The organism is uncultured Ruegeria sp. (assembly GCF_947497005.1).
Classification (GTDB): Bacteria; Pseudomonadota; Alphaproteobacteria; order Rhodobacterales; family Rhodobacteraceae; genus Ruegeria.
This window is the reverse complement of record NZ_CANMFF010000033.1, coordinates 14,059-31,331: the sequence shown is the minus strand read 5'-3', so window position 1 is coordinate 31,331 and position 17,273 is coordinate 14,059. Positions and strand designations below refer to the sequence as shown.

The 17,273-nt window shown below is 56.5% G+C and carries 17 protein-coding genes; 8 read left to right on the top strand and 9 right to left on the bottom strand.

Going from position 1 to position 17,273, the window contains the following annotated elements; translation table 11 throughout:
• Positions 1 to 426: 426 nt before the first annotated feature.
• Complete coding sequence (locus Q0816_RS24785) at positions 427 to 1,095, bottom strand: IS110 family transposase (RefSeq protein ID WP_298855728.1); 669 nt, start codon at positions 1,093 to 1,095, stop codon at positions 427 to 429.
• Positions 1,096 to 1,167: 72 nt separating this feature from the next.
• Here Q0816_RS24785 and Q0816_RS24780 point away from each other — a divergent pair, with 72 nt between their 5' ends.
• Positions 1,168 to 1,848 (top strand): IS6 family transposase, encoded by a 681-nt coding sequence (locus Q0816_RS24780; RefSeq protein WP_298855726.1) that lies wholly within the window; start codon positions 1,168 to 1,170, stop codon positions 1,846 to 1,848.
• A gap of 146 nt (positions 1,849 to 1,994) precedes the next feature.
• Here Q0816_RS24780 and Q0816_RS24775 read toward each other — a convergent pair whose 3' ends face one another.
• The 4 genes from Q0816_RS24775 to Q0816_RS24760 form a co-directional block, all read right to left on the bottom strand.
• Complete coding sequence (locus Q0816_RS24775) at positions 1,995 to 3,794, bottom strand: N,N-dimethylformamidase beta subunit family domain-containing protein (RefSeq protein ID WP_298855724.1); 1,800 nt, start codon at positions 3,792 to 3,794, stop codon at positions 1,995 to 1,997.
• Positions 3,795 to 3,912: 118 nt separating this feature from the next.
• Positions 3,913 to 4,254, bottom strand: a complete 342-nt coding sequence (locus tag Q0816_RS24770) for a hypothetical protein (protein ID WP_298855722.1) — start codon at positions 4,252 to 4,254, stop codon at positions 3,913 to 3,915.
• Entirely contained in the window at positions 4,241 to 5,044 is an 804-nt protein-coding gene (locus Q0816_RS24765; RefSeq protein ID WP_298855720.1) for a hypothetical protein, read from the bottom strand. The genes Q0816_RS24770 and Q0816_RS24765 overlap by 14 nt, the downstream gene beginning before the upstream one ends.
• Positions 5,041 to 6,009: a cation transporter gene (locus Q0816_RS24760; protein WP_298855717.1), complete on the bottom strand. Its 969-nt coding sequence runs from the start codon at positions 6,007 to 6,009 to the stop codon at positions 5,041 to 5,043. The genes Q0816_RS24765 and Q0816_RS24760 overlap by 4 nt, the downstream gene beginning before the upstream one ends.
• A 290-nt stretch (positions 6,010 to 6,299) precedes the next feature.
• Between Q0816_RS24760 and Q0816_RS24755 the strand changes: the two genes are divergently transcribed.
• Entirely contained in the window at positions 6,300 to 7,574 is a 1,275-nt protein-coding gene (locus Q0816_RS24755) for a carbohydrate porin (RefSeq protein WP_298855715.1), read from the top strand.
• Between the two features lie 167 nt (positions 7,575 to 7,741).
• Complete coding sequence (locus Q0816_RS24750; protein WP_298855713.1) at positions 7,742 to 8,641, top strand: helix-turn-helix domain-containing protein; 900 nt, start codon at positions 7,742 to 7,744, stop codon at positions 8,639 to 8,641.
• A 15-nt stretch (positions 8,642 to 8,656) separates the two neighbouring features.
• Here the strand turns inward: Q0816_RS24750 and Q0816_RS24745 are convergent, their stop codons facing one another.
• The 4 genes from Q0816_RS24745 to Q0816_RS24730 all read right to left on the bottom strand — a co-directional run bounded on the left by Q0816_RS24745 (position 8,657) and on the right by Q0816_RS24730 (position 14,313).
• Positions 8,657 to 9,445 (bottom strand): hypothetical protein, encoded by a 789-nt coding sequence (locus Q0816_RS24745; protein WP_298855711.1) that lies wholly within the window; start codon positions 9,443 to 9,445, stop codon positions 8,657 to 8,659.
• A gap of 78 nt (positions 9,446 to 9,523) precedes the next feature.
• Complete coding sequence (locus Q0816_RS24740) at positions 9,524 to 10,534, bottom strand: alpha/beta hydrolase (RefSeq protein WP_298855709.1); 1,011 nt, start codon at positions 10,532 to 10,534, stop codon at positions 9,524 to 9,526.
• Entirely contained in the window at positions 10,534 to 11,808 is a 1,275-nt protein-coding gene (locus Q0816_RS24735; protein ID WP_298855706.1) for a hypothetical protein, read from the bottom strand. Before Q0816_RS24735 ends, Q0816_RS24740 begins: the two co-directional genes overlap by 1 nt.
• Before the next feature lie 63 nt (positions 11,809 to 11,871).
• On the bottom strand, positions 11,872 to 14,313 hold the full coding sequence (locus Q0816_RS24730) for a N,N-dimethylformamidase beta subunit family domain-containing protein (protein ID WP_298855704.1): 2,442 nt from the start codon (positions 14,311 to 14,313) through the stop codon (positions 11,872 to 11,874).
• Between Q0816_RS24730 and Q0816_RS24725 the strand changes: the two genes are divergently transcribed.
• From Q0816_RS24725 to Q0816_RS24705, 5 genes are all read left to right on the top strand, one after another.
• Positions 14,312 to 14,632 carry a hypothetical protein gene (locus Q0816_RS24725; RefSeq protein ID WP_298855702.1) on the top strand — a complete coding sequence of 107 codons (321 nt, stop codon included), beginning with the start codon at positions 14,312 to 14,314 and terminating at the stop codon, positions 14,630 to 14,632. The genes Q0816_RS24730 and Q0816_RS24725 overlap by 2 nt on opposite strands.
• An 89-nt stretch (positions 14,633 to 14,721) precedes the next feature.
• Entirely contained in the window at positions 14,722 to 15,012 is a 291-nt protein-coding gene (locus Q0816_RS24720; RefSeq protein WP_298855701.1) for a hypothetical protein, read from the top strand.
• A gap of 233 nt (positions 15,013 to 15,245) precedes the next feature.
• Complete coding sequence (locus Q0816_RS24715; RefSeq protein ID WP_298855699.1) at positions 15,246 to 15,929, top strand: IS6 family transposase; 684 nt, start codon at positions 15,246 to 15,248, stop codon at positions 15,927 to 15,929.
• 79 nt (positions 15,930 to 16,008) lie between these two features.
• The gene (locus Q0816_RS24710) at positions 16,009 to 16,710 is read left to right on the top strand and encodes an IS6 family transposase (RefSeq protein ID WP_298855697.1); all 702 of its coding nucleotides are present in this window, start codon (positions 16,009 to 16,011) and stop codon (positions 16,708 to 16,710) included.
• 40 nt (positions 16,711 to 16,750) lie between these two features.
• Positions 16,751 to 17,005, top strand: coding sequence for a hypothetical protein (locus Q0816_RS24705; protein ID WP_298855695.1), 255 nt, complete (start codon positions 16,751 to 16,753; stop codon positions 17,003 to 17,005).
• The last annotated feature ends 268 nt before the right edge of the window (positions 17,006 to 17,273 follow it).

Genomic DNA, 17,273 nt, shown 5'->3' with positions numbered 1-17,273 from the left:
TAGAGCCCACGGCAGGCGTTGGATGTAATCATCAGCAAGAAGGCGAGATGCGGGTCGAAATTGATTAGGTTTGAGAAATCACCGCGAAATGCAAAAACCAGTGCACCAACGAGGGCGATCACAACACCCAGATACTGAACAGGCCCAACTGACTCGAGCGTTCTTGTGTGGACGCCTCCGGGAACGCAAGCAGAATCTTGTGGTGATTTTGGGGAAATGCGGTCGAGTTCCTACGTGTGTCCGGCCTCATGTTGCGACATTGGTGTCGCGGGCCCTTATGGATAGTTCGAAGATCAGGTCCAAATCATATTTGCGGGGTTTCTACTCCACACACGCTCCCTGGTTTTCCCAATCCCGTCATTCTCGACTGTTCGCCCATAATCCTCCGCTAAGATCTACCGCATTCCGGCTGACAGCTGGCTTTCCTCAGGCCGCCAGCTGAACTCGATACACATCTTCGTTCTTCATCACCGCCCAAGCCATCCGGGCCATCTTGTTTGCCAAGGCAATGGCCACCAGCAGTTTCGGTTTACGTTTCAACATCCGGTCGAGCCACGAGCCATCCGGGGCGCCGCCTTTGCGTTCGGCTGCCTGGATCACCGACGTGGCCCCAAGGATCAGCAATCGTCGTATATCTCTCTGCCCCATCTTTGATGTTCGGCCCAGCCGGGTCTTGCCACCGGTAGAGTGCTGTTTCGGAGTCAGCCCGGTCCAGGCGGCGAAGTCGCGCCCTTTGCGGAAGCTCTCACGTGGTGGTGCTAGGGTGGAAATCGTCATCGCGCAGATCGGCCCGATCCCGGGGATGGTCATCAGCCGCCGTGCCGTGTCGTCATGCTGCGCCGTCGCCTCAATCCGCGCTGTCAGGTCATCAACTTGCCAATCCAGAATACTCAAATGATCGAACATCCGGATGCACATGTTGCGCGTTGCAAGAGGGAGGTCGCTGGCCTCGCTATCAGCGATCATGACCTCAAGTTTTCTAATATGGGATGCGCCTTGAGGTGCCACGATCCCATATTCGGCCAGATGTCCGCGCAGTGTATTGACGACCTGCGTGCGCTGGTCGATAAACAGCTCCCGCGGGATCTGTTGCAAACTTTTGACCATTGACCTTTGTGGTGCTAGCGCCTGGGTAGCGAACGGCATTACCCAGTTGAAGGTTAGTTTATGATTTCTTTCAAAGGTGCACAGTATCCGAAAGACGTGATCCTGTTCGCAGTGTTCTTTTACGTTGGCTACGGTGTCTCCTATCGAGACCTGGAAGAAATCATGGCCGAGCGCGGTGTTTCAGTGGACCACACTACGCTGAACCGATGGGTAACACGGTATTCTGGTGCAATCGCTGAAGCAGCACGTCGCCGCAAAGGGCCATGCGACCTTTCTTGGAGGATGGGCGAAACGTATATCAAGATTAAAGGCGCGTGGGTTTACCTCTATCGAGCTGTCGACAAACACGGCAAAACCCTTGATTTCATGCTTTCACGACGTCGAAACAAACCTGCAGCCACAAGGTTCTTCGCCAGGATGTTGGAGACAAATGGATTGCCGAGGAAGATTGTGATCGACAAGAGCGGTGCCAACACCGCTGGCATCAAGGCCATCAACAAAATGCTCAAAGGCTTTGGCTGCCCGATCCCAATTGAGATGGTGAGGCGGAAATACTTGAACAATATCATCGAACAGGATCACCGTTTCATCAAAAGGCGTATCCGGCCGATGCTGGGGTTCAAAGCCTTCACTTCAGCAGCGGCAACGTTGGACGGCATCGAAGTTGCTCACATGATCCGCAAAGGTCAATTCACGCCCGGACTCTGTCCATTTCTACAATTCGCAGAACTGGCCGCCTAACCCATCGGCGCAAAAGCAGGATTCCGAACAACCACAAACTTTGCAACGGAACCAGTTCCTGCATCTTGGCGACGCTGCAAGAATCGTTGGCGATCGTGAAGCCATTTCAATGTGGGCCAAGCCAGCCCATCTGCACTCCTATTTATTCAGGAAGAATAATGTCTGAGAACGTTGTGGGTGATCTGCTGAGTTGTACGATCCTTCCATTTGAGGCCTAAGAACCAATAGATAGTGCCGGCACAGAAGACCTCGCCCTTGCCTTTCGGGGCGACAACGATCTGGGATGAGCCATAGCGGTATTTTTTCACCGTATCCTCGTCATCCTTGCCCTCGATCAGCTGCGCCCATTTCGTGGCAAAGGCGTCTTTGGCCAGAAATTGCGAGACCAGTGCGCTGCCGGGGCCGCCTTCGGTGATCTGATCGACGGCGCCGGGGGTCAGGGCCAGAATTTCGGTGCCATCCAGCGGTGAATGCAGGTCCGTGGGATAGGGCAGACCATGTTCGGTGATATAGCCGACCGAGTCGGTCTCGTATCCCACGATGCCTTCTTCATCCCCGAAAGAGTCGCCATACATCAGGCCGGTATCTTCGAAAATCCAATGCCCCGGGCGATAGACCATGAACCCGCCATTCGAGCGCGGCGAGCCACCGTCATAGGTTGCATAGATACCCTGCAACCCCGTAACGCCAAAGGTCTGGGCGGCGGGTCGGGATACGCTCTTATGCTCCCATATATTGGTCAGCAAGTGCTTTTTGGCGGGGTCATTGCGCACCGGATCATTGTCGTCTGAGCCAAATTTGTAACACACTTGCGTGCGCCCCTGATCCTCGACCCGCACCTGCCAGAGCATGTTGGCGGCAAATCGCGCCAGCTTGCCACCCTGTTCGACCCACGTGTCGACGGCGTCGCGCTGATCCCAGGACCAGTATTCGTCGTGACCCGAGATAACCAGGCAATCATACCCGTCCAATACGCCTGGTATGTTCCCCAGATCGTACTGGTCAATATATTCGACCTCATACCCGTTTTCTTCCATCCAGACGGCAAAGGGCTTGTTGTCGACCGCCCAACCGGCCGAGTTCGCGCCCCATCCATATCCCATCATCAGCGCATAGCCGCCTGTCGGCTGCGCCGTGTAGTGGCGTTCGTGCTTGTACCGGTACTGCTCGGGCTTGGTGCTCAGATAGTTGAAATTGTCCGGTGCTGACCAGAAGCCGCGCTCAAATGGGCGGTTTAGCGACAGGCGGGGGCTGGGGCCAACACCGTCATCGCCGTGGATGCCCATATAGTGGTTCGCACCGCCCCAGGCGTTATAGGAAGTCGCTGTACATGTGGTCAGCATATAGGCGATCTTGGTCTTTTTGGCGCCGCGCAGAACGAACCCAGCCTCGCTGATCTGTTCCTGGTCGCCATTGCGGGTGCGGAATTCGATGATGTAAACACCTGAACGCCATTCGTCCTCGATCGGGATTTCTGCCAGCACCGGCCAGCCACAGCCGACCTCATGGGCATTCAGAGGTGTTTCCGTGAACACGCCCTTGACGCCGGTTTTTTCAACGACGACTTCTCGGGTCGGGCCATCGCGCCAAACGGTATAGTCAAAGGTCTCGCCGGTGGTGGTCAAATGCAGTTTGACCGTGTCGCCGGAGGCATAGCTTTGGGTGTCGCAATAGCCGTAGATTTCCAGAAACCCCGGATCATTGGCCGACATCTCGTAATACGCCAGTTCGAACGCCCGCCAGCCCTGTGGTAGACGCATGGTCGAGGGGCCTGAAGACAATGGCGCAGGATCGGTCAACCCGACATTCTGTGCTGCATGGGCGGCCAGCGGAAACGCAGCCCCTGCAGCGATACCCGTGGCCAATACATTGCGGCGGGTGGGGTTTTCGAGCGCGTCCGGACGCGCATTGTGTTCTGGCTGGTCGTGGTTTGGCTTGTCGCTCATACTCAAACTCTTTCCTTTGGCGCAAATGGCAAGTGGGCGGACCGTACGGATCACACCATCCCCAAAAAAAGCCGGTTTCTGCCAAAAGGTGCAGAACCGCGTCAAAAAGTTGAGCTATTTAGAACCGTTGACCGACATAGATGTAGAGTTGATCTTCGCTGTCATTATTGCGTGCCCAGTCGACAGACAGATCAACCGGGAATTTCTTGGACACCCGATAGCGCGCACCCAAACCGGCCGCAGAATGGGTGCCGCCTGTTGACAGGTTTGAAAAGCTGTCCCCGGTCAGGCCCGCTCCGGCAAACGCGACGGCTCCGAAGCGGTTGGTCAGACGGTGCCGGTATTCCACCTGCAACGAGACCGAGCGCAAGTTCAGGAACTGCGTGACCGGAAAGCCTCGGAACGCGTCCGTTGCGCCCAGTGAACATTGGTCAAAGAAGGGGGTATCATCGCTGGCCACGCAGGTCGAAGCGCGTGCAGCAATGACCCCCGTTTGTGATCGGGTTGAAGTAGTGGCTATAGTTCACGAACCCCTTGGAGTAGTCGCCGGTCAGGCCCTCAAGCGTATAACTGTGCGAAACCTGCGCCTTGAGGTTGAAGCCCTTGGTTGGATAGATCGTATCGTCACGCCGGTCCCATTCCGCGACCAACGCGGGCGAGATGATCTTCATGTTCAGGAACTGATCGAAAGGGGGTGGGATCTGAAATCCCGACCCGCCAGGAGAGATGGACGTATCCAGATAGCGTGTTGCAAAACCGATCGAAAAATCCGGGGTAATGCCATAGGACAGCTCGGCGCGGATGATGCGACCGTCCTGTCGAACCGGCAATTCCCCCAAGGTCGTGAACAGGTCATAGTTGATGTTGGCATCCGCAAACAACGTCTCGATCTGCCAACGGTTATTGTTGAAGGCAAAATTTGCGGCCAACCCATAGGCTTCGCTACCGTTGCTGGTGCGCAAGGCCGCCACGCCGATGCCCGAGGGCTTGGATCCTGCGTCCAATGTAAACAGGTACCCGGCGACAACAGTCAGGCCCGACCCGAGCGTCGGGTCCGAGGTTGGGATTGGAACCGCAACCAGCGATCCGTTGCGAAAACCGACGGCCTCTTCTTCCTGCGCCGTATCGAACGGCTCGACGCCCGGTTCGATGGTCACCGAACCCGCCATTGCAGTGCCCGGCAGCACAGACAGAAAGGTCAGGGCACAGAGCGATGTTGAGAACGGAGCCTTTTTCTTTAGCTTTGTCATGTTGCCCCCTGCATCTGCGCTGCGCGATCCGTTTGCGTCACAACCAGACACAATTCGGCCCCTGTCAGGATGGCCGCAACATCTGCGTTCAGCGTTTTGGTCAATTGATCCATTTCTTTGGCGCGAACAGGCCGCGCCGGATCGTAATATGCAATGGCCAGATAGGACCGACCGGTTTTGGTGAGTGTCAGGTCGCGTAGAATCCCACCGTCCTTTTGCAGTGAACCGCGAATAGCGCGCCGCGCGCTGGCAAGATCTTGCGGTTGTGCCGTGACACCGGCGAGTTCGGCCAGCCCGGCCAGAAAATCCCGGAAATACTGCGCGAGAACTGTGATGCAAAGGATCAGAACAACCAATGAATCTCCGATAGGGGCGATGGGCGCCAAAACCCCGTCGCTCAAGTAGCCGATCCCCAGAAGGCCAACCGCAGCGGCCGCGGTGACCAACCCGTCAAATGCGGCGGCCTGTGCCTCGAGCTTCAACAATCCACTTTTACGGCCCGTCCGCACCCAACTCCACCAGTGGAACCCCGAAAGGGCCAGACAAAGCACTCCAACCGCAACAAAATATGGCAGCATAGGTCCAAAGTTCAGCTCGGGTTGCGGCTCCCCGCCGAGATACCCGAGGATGCTCAGAACGGCGTTTACCATTGCGAAAAGCACCAGCCCGAACAGGGTCAGCGCCCGAAAGGTAACAAAGATCGCCTCATCTGCGGCATAGCCATAGGGGCGGAACTTGTCAGGCTGGCGCGCAATCCGTTGCGCAACGCGCAGACCCAGAAAAGCCGCCGCGAAACCAATCAGGGAAAACAACCCGTCCAGTTGGATGGCCTGCGACTGCGACAGATACCCAGCATAAAGACCCATGCCGCACATGATCAGGTTGCCAGCCATTCCCATGATCATCGCGCGACGTTCCAGGATCCGGGTTTTGTCCGGCGACATTAGAGGTATCGGGGAAGGCATTGGGTTCGGGTCCTGCATTTATTGTCTTGGTTGCGGAGAGACAATATCAGCTAATGCGGAACCTATTCGATCTGAAAAAGCCATTTTCTGCCAACTCTGGAAATCCCGGGTCGTTGCGCACGGGTTGCACATATATCAATCGAAGAGAAAGGCGCTCGGACCTGTCCTTGGTCTCTTGGATTGGCAGAAATCGGCTTTTTTGTGCGTTTCGGTCGGACGTAAGGTCCGGCGGATCGTCCCCGGCCCTACGGTTTTTAAGGGACCCCCATGGAAACCGGTTTGTACTGAATATGCGCAACTACATTCTTGGCCCTCTGCTGTCTGTTGCGGCCTTGGGTATGACAAACGGGGCCGCGGCTCAAAACAGCCCGGATCGCACGACGTCGACCGCGATTGGCGCGTCGGTCCAGTTCGGCAATGTCGAACAGAATGTCGCCCTACTTGACGCCACCCGTGAGGGCGGGTTCCGGACCCGCTTCGGCGTCGGGCCGATTCAAAAACTGCTACAGCCCTTCAACGATACCCGCACCCGGTGGGAGGACCAATATGGCCTCAGCTTCGGCCTGCAATATTCCCCGATCCTACATCAGAGCAGCCGGGGCGGTACAAATGGGCGGACCTTGAATGATGCTGTCGATGTGTTCCTGCGCTGGGACGGAGCGGTCGAGACCGTTGCATACAAAGGGTCGCTGGACTTTTTCGCTTATCGCCGACGGGATAACTTTCTGTCGACCAATACGACCCAGTTCAACTCCGCACGCGGCACTTTGCTGGGGCCCAGCGATGCCAATGTCGAAGGAGCGTTTACCTCGGTGTCGCAACTGTCGTGGGAGTCGCTGTTCTTTGACGGCGCGTTGGACATTACAGTTGGCCAGCTATTCCTGCCAGCGCTCGTCGATGAAAACGATACGCTGGGCAATGATCGCCTATCATTTATGGCTGAACCGCTATCCAACAATCCCGCGCATGTCCTGCCCGAGGGGGATGCCGGTCTTGGTATCGGAATATGGGTGACGCCATCCGCCCAGTTTTATGTCGGCGGAGTCGTGACCCAGGCAAATGCAAAAGGCGAATATCCCGATTTTGGCGCGTTTGACGGAGATTGGCTGACTGTGGCCGAGCTGGGATGGACGCCGGATATCCCTACGCTTGGTCAAGGGCACTACCGGTTGACCTATACGCATATCGACCTGCCGGGCACCGGCCCATCCCGCAGCGAAAGTTGGTCTTTCAGCGCGGAACAGGCAATGGGCGAAGAAAAAACACTTGCCCTGCGTGCGGGCACGAATGACGGCAACCGAAACGACATTCACCGTATTGTCAGTGGCGGTTTGGTTTTTGACAATGTGTTTGGATATGAGACGGATGCCATCGGTATCGGCGCGTTTTGGGCGAAACCCAACGACAGCAACAGGCGCGACGAATACGGGACCGAGCTGTTCTGGCGTCTTCAGCTGACCAATAGCGTACAATTCACCCCGGATATCCAGCTTTGGCGGCACTCGGATCGCAATGAGGATGGGATAGAAGCCGTTGTCAGTTTTCGCCTGACGATTTCTATCTGAGTATCACCGCTCGGCGGGCCGAAGCGTCTGTAAATTCGCTTGTTGACTGTGACCTGACGTAACGTCGGCGCAATCACGACATTGTAAACTGATCATTAACATAGATTGAAATTAATGTTACGAGGACCGCTAAGGTACTCAAACGAAAACCAATTTGGTACGCAACTTTGGACATTCACTGGCAATATACAGTCAATGAAGTTGAAGCCGTCTTTGATCCGACTCCGGATTGGGACTTCGAGCTTATTCAACTGGACGTCGGATCGTTGGGGTATCGCGCCACTGAAGCGATCTATCCAGGTTTGGCCATTCGGTATGAGACAATGGCAAAACCGTTGCGCAGTTTTCAGCAGCTTAGAAAAAAGGGCTTTTTCGCCGGTGTTGTTCTGAGTTCATCCAGTCCGGTGCTTTGGAAGGGATGTGAGGTCAACGGTGACCTTGCGCTTGTATTCGGGGATGCTGATCATGACATGGTTCTTCCGGCGCGATGTGTTGTACTGACAATCGAAATTGACTGGCATCCGGCCCACGCGGCCGGCTTGATCGGGTTGGAACCCGGCTTGTGGCAGTGTGACCCGTCCGAACTCCGCGCCTTTTTTGACCTGTGCGGTGCCCTGACCAAACGACAGGAGCAGGCAAATCTCTGCCAATCGGAGCAACGAGCAGCGTGCATACAGGTTATGTCCAGGTTTCTGGCAATGCTGATGCGGCCGACACATACCCGCCCCTCGCGCCAATATGGTATCATGAGCAAAGCCGAAGAATTCGCCGCCCGACAGGGGTGGTGTGAAAGTGTTGCCATCGATAATCTGGCAGACGCCATCGACGTGCCCCGCCGTACATTGCACCGATCCTTCAAGGAACTTTATGGGATGGGACCGCAAGGTTACCTGCGGATGGTCCGGCTGCATATGTTCCGCGAGGCCTTGCTGACCGGCGATCATACAGGCATCGCCGATGCAGCGTTGGGTGCCGGGTTTCAGCATTTCGGGCGCGCGGCGCAGTATTATCACAAGCAGTTTGGCGAGTTACCCAAACAGACTTTGAGACGATCGATCAGCAGCTAAGGTCGTCATGACCTCCTAGGGCCATATGAGCGTGACAGCAAATTTGAACTGGCTTTCAAGACCGCCCTCTAGCCGCTCTACCATTTTGTAGTAGCCCATGCTCAGATCAATGGCAGATCCATTGTCACGGGGAAAGGTCTTGCCAGCTGTCAGTCCCAGAGGGATCTGCCAACGATTGCCGGATGAAGCCTCCCAGTCATACGTGAGGGAGTTCGAATAGCCAAAATAGCTGCCGCCCAGCAGGTCGCTATTGTAGATCATTACCGGATTGATGGTGGCAACGCTGTAATCGTCCTGCCCCCAATGCTGACCGACAATCGTGGCATAGCTCCATCGCCCGGAAAAGCCGGTCGCCACGGCACTTATACCGCCGCCCCTGCCCGGCCCCGCCAAATCGTCACGCGTTCTGGTACGGAGAGAGGCTTGCGGGCCGATGCCGAATTTCAGATCGCGATCTGATTTCGGAGAGAAAAAGGCCTGAACGATGCTGCCGCTGAGACCAGTGCTGTAACTTGACTGCCCCCGAGGCTCGGGCCCTAAAGGCGGAAGGACGACTCCGTCCCGGACCCCGACAACAGGTACGATTCCGCGCAGTATGACGTTAAAGCGCCCTTCTGTAGGCACCGAGTAGACCGGCTGAATCTGTGCCGCATAACTCTGCGGGTCTCGGTCATTGTCAAAACCTACGGTATTATCCAACACCACTGCCCGAATGCTGGCCAGCGGGTCCTGTGCCTTGCGCGCAAGCTGGCATTGTTGGTCACAGCCACCGTCGGCAAAAGCGATTGAGGGCACGATGCCCAAAGCGCAGCCAAGGGAAGGGTTAGAAGTTTAGACAGTTTCATGAATTGAGCTCGGTATTTGAGAAGATGGTTGAAGGCGTCAACGAGCCCACGCTTTGCGCAGGAACCCGGCCATATCCGCCCAGGCAACACCGGATTCAGGTAAAGCCGTTGAGGTCTGGAACACGTGCCACATGCCTTCATAGACGATCAGGTCAACCGGGACCTGCGCGTCCAGCAGCCTGCGCTGCAGCCTTGCCGCATCGCTCAGAAACAGGTCGCGCGTTCCGGTGGTCAGAAGGATGGGTGGCAGACCGGGCTTGATGGGCCCGTAAATCGGAGACGGTCCGGGGTCATTCAAAGTCAGATCGCCCACATACTCTCTGGCAGCTGCCGCAAGGCTGATCGGATAGTCGATGATCGGATCCTGTCCGGACATCACCGTGTAACTGTCCCCGGCCCCGGACACATCGGTCCAGGGCGACAACAGCGCTGCGGCTGCGGGCATGTCGAGCCCCTCTGCCTGAAGCTGTTGTAGGGTCGACAGGATCAGACCACCCCCCGCGCTGTCACCGTAAAAGGCCAACTGGTCCGAGGGGTATTCGGTCAGCAGCTCTCGGTAAACGGCCATCACACGGTCACGCGACGCGGGAAACGGGGCCTGCCACGCAAGGGGATAGCGCACCGAGAGGATACGCACCCCAACCGCCTGCGCTGCTGCCAGAGAGCTGGTTTGCGCAGATTCGGGCGAGAAAAACACATGCGCGCCGCCATGCACGTGGATTAACAAGTGATCCTTCAGCGCAGGGTTCAGATTGGCCGGTGTGATCAGCAGATGATCCGCCCCATCGATTGTGCTTGTTTCAACCGTGGCAGGGAATTGCTGAAGTGCCGCGGCGACGGCCTCTGCGGTGCCTTCGGATAAAGCTTGAAACGCGTCCGCATAGCTCAGCCCGCCCAACGTCGGATCGCGACTTGGGTCAAGCGCCTGCAATTCCGCTGCCGCCTGCGCGCTGATCGTGGTCGGCGGCGTGACATCCAGCGCGGCAACCGATGTTGCCGCCCCCAATGCCATCACCAGTGACACCGCGGTATGACCAACCCTTCGCATCAGATTTTCGACAACATGCGCGCGGGCGTGTTGACCACCATGTCGGAAATCGCGTCCTCGCCGACACCGACGTTGCGCAAGAGCGGCACGACGTAGTTGGAAATCCGAGTATAGCCGACCCCGCCAAAGGTGCGCAGGTGGTTCTTGGCATAACAATCCTGGCTCAGGACGATCTGCTTGGAATAGCCCTGCTGGACCAGGAAATAGACCATCGCCATGACCTCGACATCGCTTTGACCGCCATTGCCCTCGAACGCGTTGGGCACGTCACCGTCCAGCAGGAATTCGAAAATCTCGAAGCCCACCCAGGTGCCGAATGTATCAAAGCTGAGCGTATAGCCCTGATCCAGAATACCCTTGAAGAAATCCAGATCGACGACAAAGCGACCCTCGGGGTTTGTCACCTGATTGCGCAGGTTGTCGTTGGTGACGAAGGACTGCATGTGAGCAAAGACAGTGCGTTCTGGCGTGGCCCCCATTGTCTTGAGATCACGATGGACCTCTTCGGCCTTGGGCTGATCGAATTTCGACCCGTGGTGGATCGTGTAAGGCAGCCCGCATTCCTTTTGCGCGTTGATGATCGCCTGCGCGGCACGCTGTTCGTTTTCGTCCCAGTAGTTCGGAGCAGTTTTCAGATGTCCCGCCTTCACCCCCGACGTGCCGAACCCTTCGTTCACATGGCCCAGAAACGTCTTGGTCAACTCATCGGTACTCATCTCAAGGGCTTCGTCATACCAGAATGTGCCGTCACCGCCATAAAGCCCGGTCGAACAGATCAGGTTCACGCCGGTCTGTTCGCTGAGGTCTTTCAGAACCAGATGATATTCCGGCCCCTGGTTCTTGCCCCAGGGCGAAACCTCTAGGATCGTCTGACCGCCCACCTGTTTGTAATAGTTCAGCTCGTCGATCATCACCTGCCGGTCGCGCAGGGACCAGGCATCGCGCATGAAGGCGTAGCCGCCCATATTCATATAGCCCAGATGCTTCATCTGCACCGGCTCTTCCGGGTCGGCGGCGAAATACTTGACCTTGTCGATTTTGTCGAAATCGGGCTTGGTCTCGTAGTAGTAGCCGGTAAAATCCGAATAGATATGCTCGTGCATGAGCGTAAAGCCCAGATCTTTGGCGGGCACGGGCCCGCGCACGGTCATCACAGTGCCGTTTGCAGGATCGCTTGCAGCCAGAACCGGGGTTGCGCTGGCGGTCAGGGCGGCAGCGCCGACACCTGCGGCAAGTTCCAGAAATTCACGGCGAGATTTGTTGTAAGTGGTCATCGTCAGATCCTTTGTTTCATGAATGCGCGGCCCCGGAAGGGACCGCAAAACAGGCCGAACAGATCAGGTGTCGCGGTTGATCAGTTCCTGGTACCAGTCGCTGGGCAACCGCTCGACCGGCTTGACGCTGTCGTCTGGCAGGGCTGGGAACGGCGTTGGATCAAGGAAGCGGCGGATCACGTTTCCGGTGATGCTCGCCACATCATTCTGGCGGTCATTTTCATGCAGCGAGCCGCACCACGAGATTGACGAGGACGAGAAGACCGCCCCGCCGTTGGGGCCTTCGAAAAAGACGATATCGGCGCGGGTGGTCGTTTCCCGTTCAGGGGCCGGGCTATGCGACAGGTTCAGCGCCATGGTGCCCATCTGGGTCTCTTCAATCAGACCTGGGATCGCGTTCGAGCTGCCAATGACAAGCGCATGCCGGGGCGTGCCAAGGTCAAAATCGGCCTTGTCGAATTCGTACCCGCAAGCGCCGGGCTGATTGTTGTCGACGCCGTAGGCACCAAAGTTCTCGCCCTCGGTGCAGCCGTCAAAGATCCAAGACGCGCGCGGGTTCTCGGCATCGGCGGTTTTGTGGAAATCGGTGCAACCGGTAAAGACCATGCCCGACATGTTGACGCCAAAGACACTCTCAAGCCGCCGGTCGCTTTCCCAGAAACCACCGCCGCGCAACCCGTTCTCCATCACACGTTCAGACCAGAGCGTGTTTTTGCGGTACTCGATCGCGCCCTGCGCGCTAGGATGCGGGCTGACCGACCAGAACCAGCCATTGCCGCCCAGATACATCATGCGCCCGCCCTGCGCCTGATATTCGACCACGGCATCCCATTCCGCGTGGCTGACATATTCGGGATGCGCCCCGGTGATCACGCAATCATAACCTTCCAGCAGCGAGACGCCCTCCTGATGCAGCAGTTCGTCGGTCAGGATGTCGACCGCGATCCCTTCCTTGTCGAGGAAATCGATCAGATGCGTATCAAGCGTGAAGTTATACGCATTCCAGCCGGGCTTGAGGTTCAGCATCGGCCGCAGATACGAGGCATAGTTGCACGAGGTGCCGTCCAGATGGGTGTTGTAGAACCCATAGACATACTCGCGGTTGTTGATGATGAAATTCAGGTCATCCTGATTGGCCGGAATGCCTGAAAACGCATCGGGCTGCAGCACCGCGTACAGCATGTTGGTATAGGCCAGCATATTGTATTCGGCGATATGCAACGCCAGCTTCGCGGTCCGCTTACCCTTGGGCGGGCTGACGAAAAAGGTGATGTATTCGACAAAGTCACCCTGTGTCAGCCGCGCCGCATAACAGCCCGATGGCAGATCGAACGGAATGGTATAGGCAAAGCTGGTCTGCCACTCGGCATCGTGCAGGTCGTCGGCGTGAAAGTGCATCGCATCAAAGGGCGTCGCGTCCTTGGTCCAGTCCTGCGATTTGAAATCCGAGAACGGGCCGAACACCGCGCGCAACGGGGTGTTGATCACCTCGGCTTCCAAGCGGTTTTGCGAAAGATCAGCAGTGGCCAGCGTGCCGATGCCCTGGCTGAAATCCAGATCCAGCATCGCACGCGCGGCCAGATCGCCGGGCAATTCCTCGGCCCGCATCCGGTCGATATCCGCACCCCAAAGCGCGCCGCTGATCACGCGCGGGTCGGCGATGCGTCCGGTAAAGGCCCCTGCGGCCACGTTATGCCGCCCTGTGCCGGGACCGCCGTCCGCAGCAGCCACGCGCAGCAGTCCTGTCTGCGGCACAGGGCCGGAAAACGCGGTCTCGCCCACCTGACGGCGGGCCGAGAACCGATCACCGGCGCTGATCGGCATATCCTGCAAAATGACCCGCAGCAGCCCCGCCTGCGCATCATACATCCCGGCCACATAGGCAAAATCCCACTGGCGCACCGCGCCCTGCGTGGTGGCTTTGGTCATGTTCCCCTTGTCGGCCACGAGAAAGCTGATGCGCCCGTCGTCTTCCAACAGCAGCGCCCAACCGGTTTGCGAAACCGCATCATAGCGCGACACCATGTACTGCTCGGCCACCGTGCCGCCAATGCTGGGCGAGGTGATATAGGCTGCGTTCGGATCGATCTCTTCGCTGAAATCGCCGGGCAGGAAGGTGGGCAGAACATAGGCGCCTACGGTAAAGCTGTTCAGCCCGTCCAGCGCACTTGCGTCAAGAACTTCGACATAGGACCCGTTGTTAAGGGGTTGTGCGATGCCATCATAGGTGCCTGCAAAATCGGCCTCAACCGGGCGCAGTTCGAAACGGTCCTTGTAAACGGACAGATTGTCGGCGTTGAAAATGCGAACCAGATCAGCCTCGAAACTGTCATTGTTGAAAGCGCTGACCTTGAACTCGACCCGATCCCCGGGGCGGCAACTGAGGCGCGAAGGATACCCGATCAGAGTTCTTTCAAGCCCCGGTTCGGCCTGTTGGGCCGCAGCTTTTGTTGCGACCGTGGTTGCAGCAGCGCCCAACATTGCAGGAGACGCGGCCATACTCATGGACGCTTTCAAAAAGCCACGGCGGCTCAGTTGGTCGGAATTCAAAGCAGAAGTCTTTTGGGTCACGGCGATTTGTCCAGATGGATTGCAGTACGATTGGCGTAGGCCAATCGCCTGGCAAAAATCACATCAGGCCAAGGCTTTAAAAGCCAGTTTCTGCCAAAATGAAGAGTACCGGAACAAACACCGGCCTCGATTTACCAAAAGTCTGTTGTCAAACATCAGCACCCTCGCCAATCTGTTGCCGCCATTCGCTACAACCGCTGCTCTAGATGTTGGGCGAGCAAGTAGCTTTCAGGGTTCTGTTGCGAAGTTTTAAATGGCCACGTTGATAGCTCTATACCGGCGGGCTAAGCAGCCAGTTCTGCAAATTGCCGAAATGGACAGATTCCCGGCGTGAGTTGCCCTATGCGGATCATGTTGGCAAAGTCGACTCCGTCCAGCGTCACTGCTGCTGATGCGAGTACTTTGACCCCCAACATCGGTCACGTCCGCCGCTTGATAAAACGGTGGCTGTTCCACGATATTGTTGAGATACTTGCGCCTCACCATCTCGATTGGAATTGGGCAGCCAAAGCCTCTCAGCATTTTGTTACTAACCATAATGCCGCCGGCGTTGGCGCCGCTTCTATAGACAACGGTCTTTCGAGGAAGTCCACCGCCCCCAACATGTTGTGCGAAAAATTTCAAAGCGGCTGACTTATTTCGACGTCGCGAAGGTGTGAACTCAATTGGCTGGCCGTTGACAAGAGAAACGATCCCTCGGATCATTTTCCGATCTTCTTGACTGTCCACGGTTCGACAAAGGCGGAGAGATGCGCCTGAAGCTTTGATACAAGTCTCCGGATGTGTCGCAAACTTCGATGTCCGATTGACGGGCACGCCGGATCTGGCGTTTGTTCCCGCCAAATAGTTTTCGAACAGGTTTAAGCATGATCTCCTTGAAAGGCTGTCACTTCCCCAAAGACGCAGTTTTGTACGCTGTGTTTTTCTATCTGCGGTACACAGTGTCGTATCGGGATTTGGAAGAAATCATGGCTGAACGAGGCGTGCAGGTGGACCACGCCACTCTCAATAGGTGGGTTGTTAAGTATTCACCGATGATCGCCGTGAACGCGCAATCGAAGAAGCGACCAACGCTGAGTTCCTGGCGCATGGACGAGACATACGTTCGTGTTCGCGGCAAATGGATGTACCTTTATCGGGCCGTCGACAAAGCTGGAAATACCCTTGATTTCATGCTGTCTGAGCGGAGGAACCGTCCAGCAGCAGCTAGTTTCTTTGCCAAAGCGCTGTCTTCTAATGGAATTCCAGAAAAGATCGTTATCGACAAAAGTGGAGCTAATGCGGTGGGCATTCGAGAAGTGAACAAAATCCTTAATCGGTTTGGCTGCTCAACCAAAATCCAAACGGTCAGGTCCAAGTATTTGAACAACCTGATCGAGCAGGATCATAGGTTCATCAAGCGTCGCATACGGCACATGTGTGGGTTCAAATCGTTCAGATCCGCCTCGGCTACTCTGGACGGCATTGAGGTCGCCAACATGATCCGAAAGCAACAATTCCCCAACACTACCACGTCGGGCTTTCGGCTGTTTGCCGAGATCGCAGGATAGGTGTGTCCGGTAGGTCGCTGACGCTTGCCGTTCTAAAAGTTTGCGACACATCCCCTGGATTTGGACGTAGCTGGCATCGATGAATTCATCATCCATCAGCTACAAGCGTCACCGATTTCCTCCTCAGGTCATTACCCACGCGGTGTGGCTTTACGTTCGCTTCAATTTGAGTCTGCGTGAAGTTGAAGAGATGCTGCTGCAACGCGGGATCGATGCATCCTACGAAACTGTCCGGCGTTGGGTCATCAAGTTTGGACCGCAGATCGCTCGAAACTTGCGACTGAGACAGGGTCGTCCTGGCGATGTCTGGCATTTGGATGAGGTAGTTGTGAGCATCTCTGGCCGCAAGTATTGGCTTTGGCGCGCGGTCGACCAGCATGGAATCGTGCTGGATGAAATACTCCAACCGAAACGGGATAAACGGGCCGCAAAACGGCTGCTACGCAGCCTGATAAAGCGATTTGGCTTCATTCCCAAGAGGATCATCACGGACAAACTGCGGTCCTATGGCGCTGCCAAACGAGAGATTGCGCCAGGCTTGGATCATTGGTTGCATAAGGGCCTCAACAATCGCGCGGAAAACAGCCATCTCCCATTCCGAAAGCGGGAACGGACGATGCAAGGATATCGGTCTCTAGGGGATTTGCAGCGGTTCGTAGCCATCCACTCGGCCGTTCGGAATTGCTTCTACGCCGCCGCGCGCCGCCGCTCCGCCATTACAATTCGATATCACCGTCTCGAGGCATTTGACGCCTGGAATGCCACCACTCAAGCAGCTTAAAATCCAAGCATCAGCTTTCATTGGTGGGCAGGGAGTTAATGTGACAACACCCGACGAGGCATTCGGGCATTGTCTCGAACTGGCGCCTGAATACGTTTCCTGTTACCGATATCGTACCGCGATGCATCTCGAAGCCAACGATATAGAAGCAGCCAGAGAAGCGGCGAGGGAGGTGCTTCGAGTATTTCCGAACTACAGCATCTCGAAACACGAGTTCTGGCACAAGCAAACCACTGACCCGGCCGAACGGCAACGCCGGATAGATCTTTTGAAATCGGCGGGCCTACCGGAATAAGAGCTCGAGCTGCGCGCACAGATATATCATTACAGAAGCTCGCGTTGTTACATAATGTGAGCTGAAACTGGCTATGTTTGCGCGCTCCAACAGCTAAGGCTGCCGCCTCGCGCTCTTCAATCAAAATAATTCTGGCCGTGGCTGAGCGCAGCGAATTGGCGCTTCGTCCACAGAGCGTGAGTTCAACTACCTTTGGATTTTGCGCCCGCAGCGAATGCCCGGTTCGGTGAAGCTGCACTGCGGCGTGAGCTTACCCGATGAACGGCAG